7 protein-coding genes are annotated in these 18255 nt (G+C 45.8%); 1 reads left to right on the forward strand and 6 read right to left on the reverse strand.

Features of this window, described 5'->3' with window-relative positions:
• Nucleotides 1-1428: 1428 nt before the first annotated feature.
• On the reverse strand, nt 1429-2274 hold the full coding sequence (locus AAC033_RS14170) for a hypothetical protein (protein WP_339739234.1): 846 nt from the start codon (nt 2272-2274) through the stop codon (nt 1429-1431).
• 125 nt (nt 2275-2399) lie between these two features.
• Complete coding sequence (locus tag AAC033_RS14175) at nt 2400-7214, reverse strand: RecQ family ATP-dependent DNA helicase (RefSeq protein WP_339739236.1); 4815 nt, start codon at nt 7212-7214, stop codon at nt 2400-2402.
• A gap of 787 nt (nt 7215-8001) precedes the next feature.
• Between AAC033_RS14175 and AAC033_RS14180 the strand changes: the two genes are divergently transcribed.
• Nucleotides 8002-8640: a trimeric intracellular cation channel family protein gene (locus AAC033_RS14180; RefSeq protein ID WP_339739238.1), complete on the forward strand. Its 639-nt coding sequence runs from the start codon at nt 8002-8004 to the stop codon at nt 8638-8640.
• Between the two features lie 261 nt (nt 8641-8901).
• Here AAC033_RS14180 and AAC033_RS14185 read toward each other — a convergent pair whose 3' ends face one another.
• The 4 genes from AAC033_RS14185 to AAC033_RS14200 form a co-directional block, all read right to left on the reverse strand.
• Nucleotides 8902-11535 (reverse strand): glycoside hydrolase family 3 C-terminal domain-containing protein, encoded by a 2634-nt coding sequence (locus AAC033_RS14185; RefSeq protein WP_339739240.1) that lies wholly within the window; start codon nt 11533-11535, stop codon nt 8902-8904.
• Between the two features lie 102 nt (nt 11536-11637).
• A complete protein-coding gene (locus AAC033_RS14190; RefSeq protein ID WP_339739242.1) occupies nt 11638-14775 on the reverse strand; it encodes a GH92 family glycosyl hydrolase in 3138 nt (1045 codons plus the stop codon).
• A gap of 11 nt (nt 14776-14786) precedes the next feature.
• Nucleotides 14787-16550, reverse strand: coding sequence for a class I mannose-6-phosphate isomerase (locus AAC033_RS14195; RefSeq protein WP_339739244.1), 1764 nt, complete (start codon nt 16548-16550; stop codon nt 14787-14789).
• Nucleotides 16551-16569: 19 nt separating this feature from the next.
• On the reverse strand, nt 16570-18255 hold a 1686-nt coding region (locus tag AAC033_RS14200; protein ID WP_339739245.1), incomplete at its 5' end, for a GH92 family glycosyl hydrolase.

Raw genomic sequence — 18255 nt, forward strand, 5'->3', positions numbered from 1 at the left:
TTGATTATAAAATTTTAAAAGACCTCAAATAACCGTAAAGGTGAACGCATTTTAATCGGCAGCCGTATGTTGTTCATTTATTTATCGTTTGCCTGCCATCTTACTTCCACTCCCAATCCAGCTCGGCCACATGCCTGAAAGCACCAGTGCTTGCTTTTTGGTTTAACCAAGCCTCGAAGTCCTGCACGTTACCCATGCGATCTTTTGGAAACATCAGCGACTCACCCGTTGTGAACCTCAGAGAATAATAGTCCCTGATTTCGCTCAGTTCCTCCAGTTTTAGCGTGCTTTCGCCCAGGTAATCTTTCGATTCGATGAAGCGATCTCCAATCTGTATCCATTCCGACTTGCCAAAGCGGTTTTTATAATGCTCGTCTGCATGATTTTGGTAATGCCTGATGTATCGCTTCTTGAGGTAAAGCTGAAACAGAAAATACCAAAGTACAGCAACCCCAGCAAACAGGAGCGCTTAAAAAAGGTTGACAAACAGATATAAAACCAAGCCTAAAACCAGGGAAACCAGCGGAATCCTCATCTGCGATCGCTTACGGCTCCTTATAATGCTGGCCGACTTCGAGGCCGCGTATAACTGAAAGGTGACAAAATCGTCTTTCTTCAAAATAAACTCAAAAGTCATGGTTTGTATGGTTTACGTGGGTGTTGAATAGCAGACAAGGACTCACAAACTCATCAACGCTGATCCGTTGCACCCGTCATTTTTTCTAAAAGTGATTCAAAGTATTGGATTTCATGATCACTTCGAAATTTTATATTCAATCATGTTTGAGCGAGTGGTTAAATTTGACTCAAAAGGATTCTGTGCCCTCGACCTATCTCCAATTATACCCAATACTTTAAATCCCTTGCCAGACAACAGGCTTTCTTTAAAAACTTCAAAACTGACAATTTCGTTTGTCTTCATTGATCTGTAGCTAAACGAATCTAATCGTAGCGTTTCACAAACAATAGAATCTTTTAAGAGTATCAAAGGCCGAACTCCAAATCAAAAATCATCATTACGAACCCAATAGGAATTTTCTTCTGAAAGAAACTGTACAATAAAATTATGCAACATCACACCATCTCCTTTATTTTCGAACCCTACAATGATCTCTTCAGGAAAATCCGAATTTGTTTCGTTTAATTCAATTGTAAAACTGTAATTCGCTTTTTGGATCGTACTGGCTATTTTTTGCTTTTCCTGAGAATGGTCTTCCTATGAGATTGCACTAAAGCTGTATAGGAAAACTGTTATCAATGTAGATCGCACGAATGTTTTTTAAAGTTATCATACTTATGTTTTTAAAATTGTCATTCACTCTTAAATGTTTCCCAATAACCAATGACCCCAATAGAAGTATTCAGTCGCAGTGCCAGTTTTCAGTTCTATCCAACCACTAGCGAATGACTGATCCCCAATAACTGTCTTCATTCACCATACCGCTCAAAAAAGCCGGCCGTATCTTTAATATCCGCTATCCCCAAAATCCAGCAGACCTCGGAAAGGTCGGAGAAATCGAGTCCGCCTGCCGAAATGGCCTCATTCAGGTAACGTCCCTCTTTCCCGTTGTATTGGTTGGCCAAATCAATGGCCAACTGCCAAACCTCATGCAAGCTGGCATCTTTTACTTTGTCACTCCACCCCGTGTAATCAGGCGAACGAAAGCCCGGTGTTCCGTTTCCAACTGCATTGCCATCGGGTATTTTATGATAGTCCGCCTTTTCCCTTACAAACGACAGGTCCTCAGGCGAAGTCACTTCTTCATTCCAATTGCTGTGCTGCACCACATGAATCCGTTGCGCAATCGTCTCTTCTAAAAAATCGGTTGCAAGTGCCCGGACAAGCGCGGCCGTAAAATCAGATTGACCAGCATCGGCAATCCAAACATCGCCTTGGTTTTCCAAAGTGGTGGCGATAAGTCCTTTTACATGCTCCACCGCTGCATCAAAATCGTCATGGGCATCGCTCCAGTTGTCTCCAAAAGCCAGCCGAAACAAATCATTGGGCGGAACATACAGCCCATTCTGAATACCATAAGTTCCGGCAACAGCATGATAACGGATGCTGGAGAACTGCGAGTCCGACAATAGCGTCACCAGGGCGGCTACGCTATGCAAATCATCCACATCCGTCTTACAATCAAACTGGGCCAACAACAAGTCCTTTTCCAGATTAAAGCGCCCGGCTTTCGAAGCGCCCGGCTCCACAGCGGCACTTTCGAACGATAAAAAAACAGCCGCCAAGGCCAAAATGATTAATGCTTTTAGTTTCATAGGTTTCTATTTTTTTGGTTGTTAATGACTATTTCATTGTGATGGGATTACGGATTAGCGGTTGTTATCATTTGCTTCGTCACATCCATAATCAACAGTTAGTTCCATTTCTTTGGGAGTATAATTTAAACTCTGTCTGATTTTTTCTTAAAGTAAAGAGTCGGCAAAACAATTATAGCTTCGCGTTCTACCCCCTCTTTCTGCCAGTAAACCATGAAATTGACTTTGGCATTCTTCAATTGATATCCTCTCGTTTCGAGTGTCTTGATGGTTCCCTGAAATCTTTTTGAAAACTTTACCACGAATTCGCCTTTCGCACTCTCACAACCGTCTTCATTGACGACAAGATGATCTCCGCTCAGAAGTTGCTTGATGCGGTGTTGAATAAATTCGAAATACCCCAGGTTAATGTCGGCATGGGTCAATTGCATGGCAAACTCATCTGGAGGCAAATAAGTGTTTTTATCATCGACATGTTCTAAATCCCCGGAGGTTACTTGGTCAAGAAAGCCAGAGTTTAGGTGAATCGTCAAGTTCCGTTTGGTCCTTGTCATAGCGACGTATATCTGTCGTTTGGCTTCGTCAGTAACAGGATTAAAATTTTCAAGCAACAGAAAAACATTGTCAAATTCTTTTCCTTTTGCTTTGTGAATGGTTGAAACGAAAATTGTCTCGCTATTTTCGTCGAAGAAGTCTTCCAACTTGGATTCACGAATGAAAACTTCTAAATCGGATTTGTATTTCTTCTTTGGACTGGTCGCTTCAAAATCTTTAATGATTTTGTTGCAGACTTCTAACCTCGTACTGTTCTGAAACTTATTTCGCAGTTCCCTTCTTGCTTTCTCCCAAATATCATCGCTTATGACAAAAACATCATCAGCTAAATTTAACTGGCTTAAAAAGAATCTGACTTCAGACAGATTATACAAACTGAAACCGTCGTTCGTTTGAATCAGTTTTGCCTGCATACCATTTTTCAAAATCAGTCCCGTGATTTGCAACGCTTCCTCATTCGTTTTTGTAAGCACGCAAGTCGTTCCCATAAGTCCAGTCATAAGTATGTCGTGTACAAGCGGAGTAACGAGGTTGTCGCTTTGGTAACGTACCAATTTTATTCTTCCATTATCCGTTTGCTTTGCGATGATCGGTATATCTTTCAAACGATGTTGAATTCTCGTCACAAATTGGTTTGTGAATTCAACAAGATTACTTTTGCTTCTGTAATTCTCAACCAACTCATATTTGACTGCCTTATTCACCTGGATAAACTGTTCAAGATACTTCGAACTTGCTCCCCTGAATTCATAAATATTCTGGTCGTCATCTCCTACTGCAATCACTCTCATATCCTCATTCTGCTCCATCAAAGCATTGATCAGGTTGAACTCATCTTGATCCATGTCTTGTGCTTCGTCAATCACCAAAACGGTTTTGGTAATCCGGCTGGCTTCAACTTCCTTGTTTTTAATTTTTTCAACTGTCTTTTTCAGAATCAGATCAGATTTTTCAAGACTTCCAACCTTCCCCAGCAGGTCGAAACAATAAGAGTGAAAGGTTTTTATCTCAATGTAATTAGCCGCATTACCAATAAGCTTCAGCAATCGTTTTTTAAATTCGGTTGCCGCCGCTCTTGAAAAAGTTACCATGAGCAACTGCTCGTGCTTTACATCTTCCATTAAAAGCAACGAAGCAAGTTTGTGAACCAACACCCTGGTCTTTCCGCTTCCAGGGCCAGCAGCTACAACGATGTATTTGGTTTCATTGTCGTTGATGATTTTCAATTGTGTGGGGGAAAGTTCACCAAAAAGTTGCTTGAATTTTCCCGGCGTCATCTTGAGTTTAAGTTGGTCAACCTTACTTCCCGGGAAATATTTTCTTAGGAAGGAACTGTAATTTAAGTGAAAATAATCTTCTACAAACTGGAGTGCATCGCGGTAGTCGTCTATCATCTTCTTCGCATACTCCCCAATGATATGAATTTGCTGAACCTTATTCTCGTAAAACTGGTTCAGCTTCTGATAATCCTCTTTGGTATACCGTTTATAGTTATCTTGCTCGACTCGTTCGATAGTTAGCCCATTATAAGCAACAAGAAAACCTCCTTCAATTTTAATGGCTTCAATTCTTGACAAGTAAAACAGCGCATCTTCAACATCTTCAATGGTGACCTTCTTTCCGAAACTTGCAATCGAATTTTCAAATGCTGCCTTCAGTTCATGAACGGAAAACTCAACCAGTACCTCTTCTTTTCCTACATCAGCTGCTGAAACATTCAGATTGCTTTTTTCATGGAGGAACTCAACAAGGAACCTTGCCAACTCATGCCGTTTTTCCAATTTTTCTTGTAATGATTCTTTAGGATGAAGGGAAAGCATCACCACATGGTTCTTTGAATAAGCTAAGTTCTGTCGCTTAATCCAGTTTTTGATTGCCCAAAAGTTGATAATGGTTTTAATCTTGCCGGGAGTGACATCTTCGTAACCTAATTCCTCCGTTTTTTCATTCAATTCTTTGAGGTGAAAGGTTTGTTCCTGCTCTTCGATTAACGGAAGCAGGAAATTCTCAATCTTGCTAAATGTATCAACAATACTGAGAGAACGGTTCTTGCTTTCCCCTTTCCTTATGAATGCAGTTAAATCTTTTGCATCAGCCAGAATCTTTTCCTCCCGAAGAAGATTCACAATGTTGATCACTTCTTCTTTTACAATTCCCAAATGGTCGCTGATGTAATCAATTCGTGTTTCGCCTGGCTCATCAGTTGATTGTTTTCTGCTTTTGCTTGAAAGAAGTTTCTTGATGATCCGGACTCCTTTTTCCTTCTGCTTCTCCTCAAACCTTTCAGACGCATTAATTTTGTCGATCGCCTCTTGGGCGTTCTTTGAAAGAATACTATTGGCAAAAATTCTCGGCATGTTTTGTCCACGCGTTAAATAACCAGCATCTTCCAGCGCTGCAATGGCAGTCGTTACTCTGGTTTCTATTTGAACAACATTGTCATCCCAGCCAGCTTTTCTTGCAATCTCCAGGGCCGAATTAGAGACCTTTGAACGAAACTTTGTAATCTCTTTAATTGCTTTCCAAACCTGTTGAATCTCTTTGATGGAGAGCTTTGTTTGATTCAATAAGATAAAGTGTTTGCTGAGGTCGTCTTCGTTAAAGAGCACGAAACAATCTGCGACAATACTCTCATCCCGTCCTGCTCTTCCTGCTTCCTGTATATAATTTTCAAGTGAGTCGGAAATTTCATAGTGAACGACCATGCCCACATCCTTCTTATCAACTCCCATCCCAAAAGCTGATGTTGCAACCATGATTGAAACTTCGCCAGAGATGAAGGCATTTTGGTTAGCCGTTTTTTCTTTCGACTCCATTTTACCATGATAGGGCTTTGCGTTGAAACCATCTTCGGTTAACCTCTCCGCAAGTAAATATGCTTTTCGTGTTCTTGAAACATAAATGATCGTCGGACAATTCTTTTCCTCAATCAAATCTCTTACTGTTTGATATTTTTCCTCCTCATTTCCTTTCTCAAATACTTTATATTGCAGATTTGTTCTTGAAGCCTTTGACGTGAATAGTTCAAGCTCAAGCGAAAGTTTTTCTTTGAAGTAGTCTCGAATATCTTCTATAACTTTCTGCTTTGCAGTGGCTGTGAAACAGGATACCGGAATTCCATCCTCAAGATTTTTCTTCTCCTGAATTAGTCTGATGAAATCACCAATGTATAGATAATCAACCCTGAAATCCTGCCCCCATGAAGAAAAGCAGTGTGCTTCATCAATTACAAAGCGAACAATCTTTCTTCCCAAAAGCAGTCGTTCGATTGTTCGTGAGCGCAATGATTCCGGCGAGATGTAAAGCATAGATGCTGAGCCATCTTCAACCCGTTCAAATGACTTTGCTCTTTCAATCGGGTCAAGCAAACCGTTTATTGTGACAGCTTCCGTGATTCCGTTTTTTTCAAGATTATCTACCTGGTCTTTCATCAAGGATTGTAACGGAGAAATAACAACCGTCAAGCCCTTTGTGCTTTCTCCACCCATCAAAGCAGGGACTTGAAAAGTGATTGACTTGCCACCACCCGTCGGAAACACTGCAAGGATAGATTTGTTATCAACGGCTGCTTTCACTGCTTTTTCCTGCAATGGTTCGCTTCCGTAAGTCCTAAATGAATCAAAACCAAAGTACTTCTTCAATCCCATGTGTATGTCTAACGCCTTATTGCAGTACACACACCCACTTACGCAGGGTTTATTTCGTAAGCGAAACATGATTCGCTGAACTTCGGGGTAATTTTTCAACACCCAAGGCGGTGTGATTGAATAACGGTTGTTTGCACTGATGAGGGATAAGCAGTAAGCCAGTTCAATCGAATGTTCGTAAATTATTTTTTTCAGGTCGGCATGTTCACAAACTTCATCTTCAAATTCTTCGCGAATCAACCGTTGAATGTCGGTGTTATCAGTCTTGTAGTCTACAAATCGGAAAAAGGAGTTGAATTCCTTTTTGTCATTCAATAACAAATAGAAAATCTGCTTTAGCTTTTCATCAGTTTGTTTGAAAGCAGCAACTTCGTCATAGAATAAATCCATTGCCTTGACAGAATCATTCAAAGGATTATTCATTTCTTCTGATTGAAGTTTGTCGTCCTTGAGCAAAGCGTGATACGGTCGTGCAGGGAACAAAAGAGGAGAAAAAAACAGCGTATCAATAATGTTCGCTGAATTTATTCCGGCATCATCAAGGACTTTGCCTATATATTTCATGTCGTGGTTGAAAATATTATGTCCACAGATGAATTGCGTTCCGTTGAGAAACTTGACGAATTCAGTCACAGAAGTTTCATGAAAAGAATTTCCATCCCCCTTGACACTTCCAATGTCAAGAATCTTCCGACTCGCTGGCTCAATCTCTGTATCAACAAAAGCAATGGAGTTCATCTATCAAGGTGTTTCGGTCTATTATTTCTGGAGCACACCACTTGCTTTGGCTGATTTGCTCCTGTTCTGTTCAAAGTCGCTTGATATTTAGTGCCGACGATCAATGTTCTGTAATTTTCAAGCAACAAGATAGTGTTTTTTTATAGTAAACAGTTCGTGAGTTTGCAGTTTTATTCTCCTTTCCCGGTCAGCTCAATTCACCCAATCCTCAGCAGACAACTTCTATTAAAAGGGAATCAATTCATATTCTTATGGAGAGCCAGCGTTATCGCATTTAAAAAAGTGGATTTGTGCTTCTGATCAAACCTTCCCTCGAGAATACCAATGGACCCATTCCCTCCGGTCTCAAGCAACAAAACAGAAGTCAGCAGGGAGCTGTCAACGTCGTTAGACTTGAAAGCGTCAAAAAGCCTCAAGCAGGAAGTTTCAGTCTCAATCCTAATGAGAGTTTCTTTATTTGGCATTGCATGACTCGCCGGCAGATCCTGAAACGAGTTCAGGAAGACTCATCGAGTGACAAGTATCGAGAATCCAGCATCGGGTATAAACCTCTTGAACTTCCTTAAGAAACCTTATTTTCTATACTAACCTTAGAGGTTCTCTGATAATTACTCCCTCGCACCGTATTCAATCTATTGATTATAGGTTTCCCATTCGTACATTCGTGGCTACAAAACCTTATTCGTGAATCCGAGGCAACAATCCTATGTTCGTGGAATTGGCATCAAGAAATTACAGAGAATTGTGTAATATAGCCGCCTCAAAAAAGCAGTAAATTACAAACAGTATGGAACTCGTTATCAACTACATCAGCATTTTAGGTTCGTTTGCGCTGGCCATTTCCGGGGCGCTGACTGCCATGAAAAAGCGTTTTGACCCCTTTGGCGTGCTGATCATCGCTTTTGTAACCGCAGTGGGTGGCGGCACCATTCGCGACATGCTGATCAATGGCAAATCGGTGTTCTGGATCGATCAAACCTCCTACATTTATTTTATCCTGGTGGGAACCATCTTTGCCATCATCTTTCAATCGAAACTTTACCTCATTCACCGGCCCCTGTTGTTTTTCGATGCCATTGGCTTGGGCTTGTACACCATCACCGGCGTGCAAATTGGCCTTCAATACGAACTGGCTGCTGTGAACTGTGTCATCCTGGGAACCATTACCGGCGTGTTTGGCGGGATCCTGCGCGACATCCTGGTGAACGAAGTACCGGTTATTTTTAAGAAGGAAGTGTATGCCACGGTTTGCATTTTGGGGGCCATCCTCTACCTTGTACTGTACCGCTTGGAAGTGATGAACCCGGTGTTGCAGTTTATTCCCGTGCTGTTTATTATTGGCCTGCGGTTGCTGGTCATCCACTATAACATTTCACTGCCCTCGCTCTATCCCGACGAACGGAAAAAGAATCGAACGGGGAAGTAACCGGATCCGACGATCAAATATCATTTATCGTCGATGACGCCAGAGGCATCGCATGCTTATGGAATTGAGCATCTCTGAAAGAAATTCAGCTGTGGTCGTACCTTTAGGACTTGCATTATTTCGATAAACATCCAACCCCTTCCAGGGTTGATTACTCTTTGGCTGCCCGGTGACACAAAAAAAACGGCCTAAGGTCATTGAATAACTTTTCAATAGCCTTAGGCCGATTTGCTGATTCCTGATCAAAACTAAAATCGTGATTTATTTCACCGGCGTTGTTTTTCCTTTTACCTGAAAACGTTTTGCAATGGTGGTGGTGGTCGCCGCATCCTGCCGTCCCGAGAATCCGGCTTGCTCACCACCAACCGCAAGGGTAAACCAGCCCGGCTCAATCACCCGCTGTTCCTTTTTATTGATGAGCGACAACTGCCGGGGCTCCAGGATAAAATGAACAGTCTTGGTTTCTCCCTTTTTCAGATGAACACGTTCAAAGCCTTCCAACTGGCGAATGGGCCGTGGCGTTGAAGCTTTTTCATCCGTCAGGTACAACTGAACCACTTCGTCGCCATCGCGATCGCCGGTATTGGTCACCTCAACTGAAACAGCTACGGGTTCGTTCACGTTCACCTCTTCAGCAACGATCAGGTTGGCATAATCGAAAGTGGTATAGCTTAGGCCATAACCAAAGGGATATAAGGCCTCTCCCTTGAAATAGCGGTAAGTACGGCCTTCCATGTCGTAGTTTTCAAAGTCGGGCAACTGCTCCACCGACTGGTAATAGGTTACCGGCAAACGGCCTGCTGGATTGTAGTCGCCAAACAAAACGTCGGCCACGGCATTCCCACCTTGCTGTCCCGGATAGCCAGCCGTAAGAATAGCAGGAACATGCTCGGCCGCCCAGTTGATCGACAAGGCGCTGCCATTAATCAGCACCAGCACTACTGGTTTTCCGGTAGCGACAATCGCCTGCATCAGTTCTACCTGTTCTTTGGGTAAGTTCAGGTTGGTGCGGTCGCCACCGGCAAACCCTTCTATATGAATCGGCATTTCTTCACCTTCCAGGCGTTCGTTTAAGCCAAGAGCCAGCACAACGACGTCAGCCTGTTTGGCGGTTTCGATAGCCTCTTCCAACATGTTTTCCCGCGGAACAGCCCAAAGCAAACGGGCGGTTGCATCACCATAGTAGTTGCGGTAGTCAGCCTGAATAGCATAACGTTTCCCGGCTTCCAGCTCAATTTTTATTGGATTAATGGTGGCATGGTGTTCATGATTCCCGCCTGTTACCTCTTTGCCATCCACCGTAATTTTCATATAGGGTTTGCCCCAATCGCTCAGGTAATACAGTCCCGTCTTAGGAGCAACGATATAGCCTGACCAGCGAATGCTAAACTGACCGGTTTGAAGCCGTGGATCAGGTGTTCCCATGTCCCACATAAAATCAATCTTATCGTCGGTTTGGGTGAATAAAGGCTGACCATTAAATTCGCTGTTTGCAAAATACTCCCCCTTCAGACCCTGCTCGCCATCTTCGGTTTGCAGGTAAATGGAAGGAATGGGCTTCATGGCTGGAACGCCTTCGGCCAGATTGCTTCCCTGGGCGTACAGCACCTTGGTTTGTGGGGCTACTTTGTGACGGATACCATTCAACACAGTCACCGGACGGCTGGGAATCCCATTGTAATTTCCCCAGAGCGACTGCACATCATCGGCGTTGGGACCAATCACCGCCAGGGTATTCAGTTTTTTTGAAAGGGGTAAGGTATTTCGTTCATTCTTTAGCAGCACAATGCTGGCTTGGGCCGCTTCACGCGCCAACTGATCGTGCGCCGGGTTGTCATTCACATCATAAGGAATTTGCGCGTACTCCACCCGCTCAATGGGATCGAACATGCCCAACTTAAAACGAGCCATAAATAAACGCTTCACAGCGATGTCAATCTCCGCTTCTGAGATCAGTTCCCGTTGAAGCGCCTCCCTTAAAGCGGGATACGAATCGCCGCAATTTAAATCGGTGCCACGTTTGACAGCCAGGGCCGAAGCTGAGGCGGCATCCGGCTCCAGCTTGTGGTATTTCCAAATGTCGGAAATGGCCCAGCAGTCGGACACCACATAACCATCAAAACCCCATTCATCGCGTAAAATGCTGAACAGTTCAGTACTGGCGCAAGCCGCCTCGCCCCGAAAGCGGTTGTAGGCACCCATCACAGAGTACGCACCGGCATCGACCACCAGCGTGCGAAAGGCAGGCAGGTAAGTCTCGCGGAAATCGCGTTCGCTGACACTCACATCAAATTCATGACGCAGCGGTTCGGGGCCGGAGTGCACGGCAAAATGCTTGGCTGTGGCCACCACTTTCAGGTAGTCTGAGTCGCCACCCTGTAAGCCCAGCACAAATTCTTTTCCCATTTGTCCGGTCAGGTACGGGTCTTCGCCATAGGTTTCGTGTCCCCTTCCCCATCGTGGATCGCGGAAAATATTGATGTTGGGCGACCAAAATGTCAGGCCTTGGTAGATGCCTCGTTCTCCGCGGCGCACGAACTCGTGATGCTTGGCACGCGCTTCGTCCGAAATAACCGAAGCCACGCGGTTCACCAAGGGCTTGTCCCAAGAGGCGGCAATGGATATGGACTGTGGAAATACCGTAGCGTAACCGGCACGTGCCACACCATGCAAACTTTCGTTCCACCAATTATATTTGGGAACGCCAAGGCGATCAATGGCCGGTGAAGTATACACCAGTTGGTCGATCTTTTCTTCCACGGTCAGACGGGAGACCAAATCCTCCAACCGCTGTTCAACGGGTAAATCCGGATTCTGGAAAGGAAATTCATATTGCGCGAACGCATTCAAAAACAAGCCTGTAGCTAAGGCCAAAATCAAAGTTATCTTTTTCATGCTAGTGGGTTTTACCTGTTCTGTTCTGGTAGGCAAATATAGGCGTTTTTCAGGACTCCTGCCAAATGAAAATGGATGATTTCCTGCGCCTAATCGTTTCCCTTATTCCACAATTCCCCAGTCTGGATTTGGCTGAGGTCCCATCTGCAGTTCGAGCTTCCCGCCTTGCAGCAGTTCGCTAGCCGGAAACTTGAAATCCTGCAGCTCGCGGCCGTTTAATTTGGCCGACTGCACATAGTAATTGAGCCGCGAGGCATCCTTCGCTTCAATCACAAAGGTTCGCCCACGTCCGAATCGTTCACCCAAATCGATGGTCACGGCCTCATACAGCGGGCTGGCAATCTCATAAACCGGCTCCACGCGGCAGCCCCCATCGGTTTGAAACAAGCCCAAAGCGGTCATCACAAACCAGGCGCTCATCTGTCCCTGGTCCTCGTCGCCAAGGTAGGCATTGGCCACGTCATAACCGTAGTAGCGTTCCATAATCGCACGGCTCCACTTTTGGGTTAGCCAAGGCTTTTGTACCCAGTTAAAAAGAAAGGCAAAATGCATGGATTGCTGATTGCCCTGAATCACCGGATAGTTCCAGTACTGGTCATTCAGTCCATTGAAGCGCGTTTTGTCGCTTTCTTCAAAGCCCCAATCCAATCGTTCAATAAAACGATCTTTGCCAATTACTTCGGCCAGCGCCGGCACATCCTGAGGAACAAAATAGGTGAGCTGCCAGGCATTTCCCTCTACATAATGATGATTTGCCCCGGATTTATAAGGATCAAAATCCGGTACCCATTGTCCGGTCGAATCCTTCATTCGGGCATAGCCTGTTTCCGGATCAATGCTGTTTCGCCAATAGTTGCCCCGATCGGTAAATGTCTCATAGTCGCCTGTTTTGTCCAAGGCTTTGGCAAACTGGGCCACCGTCCAATCGTCGAACGAATACTCCAGGGTATTTGAAAAACGTCCCAGGTCGTAAGGAACATACTTGTATTTCAGGTAAGGAACGAGGTCCCGGTTTCCGGCAAATCCACCACCCACTTCCTGTGCCGGCGTAGTCTGCATTTTCCTGACGGCTTCGTAGGCTTTCTCCACATCGTAATCGCGGATGCCCATTTGATAAGCACCAACAATCAGCGGAATTTCATGCTCGGCTACCATCACCGGGATGTACTCCATGCCGGCTGGTCCCTTAGCCAACCAACCATTGGCATCGTACATGGCCAGTTGCGAATTGACCCAGCGATTGCTCCACTCGGGCGTAACCAGGTTCCAAAATTGATTGAGATTCCAGAAGGTATTCCAAAAAGCATCGCACCCCAAAGCCGGTGATGTAGAATCTTTCATGGTACGAATTTCCTCTTCGGCATCGCGCCAATCACCGTTGACATCGCTAAAAATATTGCGACTACAAAGGGCGCGGTACATGTTGGTGTAAAAACGTTTCTTCTCGCGTTGGTCATTGCTGGCAATGCAGACCCGCTTAAGCAGCTCATCCCAAGTCGCCACCTGGGCTTGCCGTACTGCTTCAAAATCCCAACCATACGGGCGGCTCAGCTCGGTCGCCAGATTCTCACGGGCATTGTCAATGCTGACATACGAAATCCCGGTTCGTAGTTGAACCACCTGATTGTTCCGGGTGTCAAAACCAACAATGGCCCCGGCATCTTTGGCTCCCTTAACCTTCAGTTCTGAGGTTTTTTCCTGCACTCCAGCTTCGGTCCAGGGGACGAAAGTGGCGATTGGCTGATCGAACTCGGCCACGAAATACACGGTGTACTCCTGCGCGATGCCGCCGCTCCAGGTATTGGGCGAAAGCTGGTGGCTGTAGCCTTCCACGGTCCGTTCCCCGGTTTGTTTGATCCAGGCTTCCACCAAGTTGTATTTATATTCTGAAGGTATCACCAAGTCAAGCAATACACGCGATCCATCGCGGTCTTTAGGGAAGGTGTACCGCTGAAACCCGCAACGGGTGGTGGATGTCAGTTCCGCCTGAATGTCATAATCGGTTAATTGTACCTGATAGTAACCCAGTGGCGCTATTTCGCTTGATTTATCGATTCGTGAACGGTAGCCGCCATCCACGTCTTTTTCATCTCCTACCAGGGTTTGCAGCGGACCATTGGTTGGCATGGTGCCCAATCCGCCCATGGTCCATTCGTGAATGTGAGAGAAGCAGCCGATGGATTCGAAGGTCGGTTCGTAACCGGCTTGCCAGCCGTCATTCTGGTTATCCGGACTTAATTTGACCATACTGAATGGCATCCAGGGACCTGGAGCAATCATCCAGCGCGAATGGGCCGTCCCCATTTTGGTATCCACATAGCCCGCCGGAGTTCTCAGACTTTGTGGCCCGCGCAGGAGCTCACCGGATTCAACTTTCTCGCCACCAAGCCAAATTTCGTAAGTGCTTTTCAATGAAGCCTGAACCGGCGGCATGGGCGCTTCAAATACGTATCGGCCCTTTTCAAGCGTTTCCGAAAAAATCGTTTTGCCATCCAAAATAACCTTCAGATCAGGCATCCCGTTTTGATGTTCCACATCGACCAACAAAGGTTGAGTCCGGTTTCCTGCATGTTCAATTTCGTAGGGAGCAACTTCAACTCCGCGTAAAAAGGCTTGCTGATTGTCGGTTAAGCTAACCCCCTGAGGCCCTTCCAATTTGATTTGGTCGAAACGAAGCCATGAGCCTTCCAAAACCGTTAGGTTAATCTCATTTCCACCGGTAACAATTAAACCGTTGAGTAACGGAATTTCGATTAGGTATTCCGATGCATGGTCCGACTGGCGATCGATTTCACTATTCGCATCAATTACCGGAATGCGGTATTTCCACGACTGACCATTGACTGTTATTTTCAAAAGCGGCAAGTCGTTGGGATTGCAGTCCACCACGTCGACAGCCAGTTTCCAAGCTCCAGTCCAAGGCATTTGCTCCACCCCAAACAAAATGGTCAACGTGCTTGAGCGCCAGCCAGAGGTTCCCCAGGTTCCTCCCCAGGTATCGCTGGTTCCGGGAATGATATACGGCCAGTCAGACTTTTCGTCCGATGTTCCAATCAGAAAATAGGTATCTTCCCAACCAAAGTCGTTGGCAATATACGCTTCGTAACCATTGGGCGCCAAAGCGAATTCCGAAGCGCTGTTGTTGTTCTCTCCTATTTTCCAAATCAGTTCTTCCTGTGCCTGAATTGATCCGAAGACACCTAGAAAAAGCAAGACTAAAATGAATCGATCGTATTTCATAACTCCATGGTTTATTTCAGAAAAGCCTTGACCACCATAGCCGGACTTTCTGATTCGTTGATTAATCGATAGGAATTGGCTGCTGCCGGAATCACAAAGGTTTCGGCATAACTGAACCGTTGGCGAAAACCATTTCGGGTTTCAACCCAAATGGATGTTCCCTCAACCAAAGAAAGGACGTGGCATTTGTTTTCTGTTTCGACTTCAATTTCAGAATTGAAATGAAAGCGGTGCACATCGTAGCTATGTTTCTCGTGTGTTGGCAAATGGAACAACGTCCAGTCGTTCCCTTCTTTTAACACATAAGGGTGCGCGACGAGTTTCTCAGTTACATAACCCCCTTTTCGGTCGAAATTCAAATTATCCATCCCCCTTTTAATGTTGATGGGGCGCGGCAATCCGTCCATATCGAGGCGCAGCCAGTCGTACATTTTAAAAGTGAAAATATAGGGTGTTGTGCTGATTTCGAGTACCAGGTTGTTTGTCCCCGAGCCATGAATGGTCCCCGGAGGAATCAGAAATAAATCATGCTTTTTGGAATCCAGCACCTGCACGTGCTTGGTGATGTCAATCGGCTTTTTGTTCTCAAAACTGTAGGTCAGATCGGCTTCAAAAGCTTTGGGGTCAATATCCTCCTGAAAACCAAGGTAGCATTTCGCATCCACAGCCGCATCCAAAATATAGTACGTTTCTTCCTGTGTGATGTTCTCGCCAAAATGCTTTTGAATATATTCGACCTGCGGATGGCACTGAATGGACAGATTGCCGCCATCAAAAGTATCTAAAAAGTCGAAGCGTATGGGAAATTCAAGGCCATACTGATCCGCATGCTTTCCCAGCACGGCCTCACTTTCCTGAAACATCAGGCAGTCGAAAGACACTTCCAGCAACAAGCCGTCGCTTTCCAGCAGCAGGCCATTTTCGGGCACAATCAGTTCAAACGACCAGGCATAATTAATCACCTCCTTGTTTAGACCGACTATTTTCTCCTTGATCCATTGTCCGCCCCACGCGCCAGGTTCAAACCAAGGTCGCACACGAAACAGGTTTGTCGCCATCGTTCGCAAGGCCTTGCGCAAATCAGTACCGATCATCCAGCTCATTGCATCAAGCTGTTGCCCGTCCACCATAAAGTCGATTCGAGAAATCAAATCTTGCTTGTGTTTGTTGAGCACCACCCAATCGACAAAATAGAAGCGTTTGTACATGGTTTTGATGTGATCCGCCTTTGAAGCTCCCAAATTGGTGATCGCCTCCGCCCGGGCACGAAACTGTAACTCATTCTTAGGCAGATCGACATACACCAAGCAGGCTTCCCATCCGGCCAAAGCAGCTCCCGGTCCAACGAGGATGCTCAAGTCAGCATCTTCCGAAGGAGTCAGTTGCTGTAGCTTCTTCGGATCAAAAAAGTCGGCCAAGGTCAAGCTCGTCCGGCTGCCGAATAAAGGATCGTCACCTCCAAGAAACGGTTCGATTAACCGATCTATTTCAGTCTCGGGTTTTAAGGCAGCCGAAACATCCGTCCAACGAACCATCTTGCCAAGCGCCTTCAATTCAACATCCAGTTCATCTTTCAGCAGTTCGAAAAAAACGCCTTGGTAGCCATCAATCACAACTTGTCCCTGCCTGCTGATGGCTTGGGCCAAACCCTTCAAGCCGGTTTGAATACTTCCGGCCTCCAAACGCAAACTTGGGTAAATATCATAAGTCCCAGCTTGCTGATCTGACTTTGTTATTGGTCGCAGAAACTGGTCTGTTTTTCTATCGTTCTTCATTTTATTCTCGTTGATGTCATTATTCTATGCCCCAACGCTTGTTGGGTTGGTCCGAAGCCTTCAGAATCAGATGTCCACCCTGAACGAAGATGCTCCAGGGCAGCTCAAAACTCGTGTGTGAGTTGCCATTAAAGCTGGCAGACCGGATATAATGCTGCTTTGCCGGATCACCTTTGACTTCGATGACAAACTCCTTTCCGGAATAAAATTCCGGATGAAGCTGGATGCGAACTTTTTGAAACAAGGGCATGCCCAGTTGCAAGTTTGGTTCAATATCGCTTCCGCCTTTCACGTCAAACAAGCCCATACCTGCCATGACGTACCAGGCTCCCAATTGTCCCTGGTCTTCATCCTGGCCATAGCCGTAGCCATGAATGCCGTCGGTACCATAAAAATCGTTGCAGATCTGGCGCACCCACTTCTGGGTTAACCAAGGAGCTCCTGAAAAATTAAATAACCAGGAAATATGAAGGCTGGGCTGATTTCCATGGTTATACACATTCTCCAGCCCGGCAAAAGCGTCAATGGTTTTTCCTCCACCAAAGCCGGTTTCCTGTGCTCTCAGAAATAAGGAATCCAAACGCTCGTTAAACTTTTCCCGGCCAATTTTCGCGATAAGGCCATCCGGATCATGGGGAACGTAGAAAGTGTATTGAAAGGCATTTCCTTCCTGAAAGCCGCGCCACACCTGATAAGGGTCAAACTCATCGAGGAACTCACCTTGCTGGTCTTTTGGACGAATAAAGCCCGTGGACGGATCGAACAGCTTTTCCCATCCTGACGAAAGGCCGATGAGTTGCTGATAGGCCGTGTCCTTCTGCAGGCTTTGTGCCATCTGTGCTGCGGCGTAGGCACCAAAACTGTACTCTAAGGTATGCGAAGCCGAAAACTGTGAAGCCACCGCCGACGATCCCGTATAGTACGCACTATTCTCAGCATAGGGAACATAGCCCCGTTCCAGGAACACGTGCGTATCGGCCTTGCCAACTCCTTCGGGGCGATTTTGCCAGCCGGTTTCATTTTTCAACACCGCTTCAAAAGCCAGATCAACAGGATAGTTTCGGATTCCCCTGTTGTAAGCGGAGGCAATCACCTGCCCCATAAAGTTGGTGCCCACACCCGACACAAATTTAGAAGTCGCGATTCCATCGGCCAGCCAACCACAATCGCTGTAAACATCCAATTGGCAATTGACAAATTCATTCAAGTAATCGGGATAAGCGATCCCCCAAAGCTGGGTGAGGTTCCAAAATGCTCCCCAAACCGCATCTGTATTGTAATGATGATACAAAGGTTGTCCCTCTTCGTCTAGTGGAATTTGCCCAATAGCACCGTTATTTTTCACATATGCGCCGTTGCAATCGCTGGCCAGCCCACGACCTAAAAGCGCATGGTAAAGTCCGGTGTAGAATTTGACACGATCCTTTGCTTGTCCACCCTCAACAGCAATGCGCCCCAGCATGCTGTTCCAATACTGCTGTGCCTGCTTTTTGGCTTGATCAAAATCCAGGTCTGCAGCTTCGGTTTGCAGGTTGATCCGGGCATTGGCGATGCTGGTGTACGATAAGCCAATCTTCACGGTAACCGACTCCTGCGCTTCGGTTTCAAAATTGAAATACAGGCCACAGCCCGGTCCTTGAACCGACTCGCTTGATGAAAAAGTTTCCTCACCGATAAAGGTCCCAAAACCATCAGGCACCTGATC

It is taken from the genome of uncultured Sunxiuqinia sp., from assembly GCF_963974515.1.
Classification (GTDB): domain Bacteria; phylum Bacteroidota; class Bacteroidia; order Bacteroidales; family Prolixibacteraceae; genus Sunxiuqinia.

Coding starts and splice junctions, on each gene's coding strand:
- AAC033_RS14195 (WP_339739244.1), bottom strand. CDS start 16,550: ATGAAGAACGATAGAAAAACAGACCAGTTTCTGCGACCAATAACAAAG.
- AAC033_RS14185 (WP_339739240.1), bottom strand. CDS start 11,535: ATGAAAAAGATAACTTTGATTTTGGCCTTAGCTACAGGCTTGTTTTTG.
- AAC033_RS14175 (WP_339739236.1), bottom strand. CDS start 7,214: ATGAACTCCATTGCTTTTGTTGATACAGAGATTGAGCCAGCGAGTCGG.
- AAC033_RS14170 (WP_339739234.1), bottom strand. CDS start 2,274: ATGAAACTAAAAGCATTAATCATTTTGGCCTTGGCGGCTGTTTTTTTA.
- AAC033_RS14180 (WP_339739238.1), top strand. CDS start 8,002: ATGGAACTCGTTATCAACTACATCAGCATTTTAGGTTCGTTTGCGCTG.
- AAC033_RS14190 (WP_339739242.1), bottom strand. CDS start 14,775: ATGAAATACGATCGATTCATTTTAGTCTTGCTTTTTCTAGGTGTCTTC.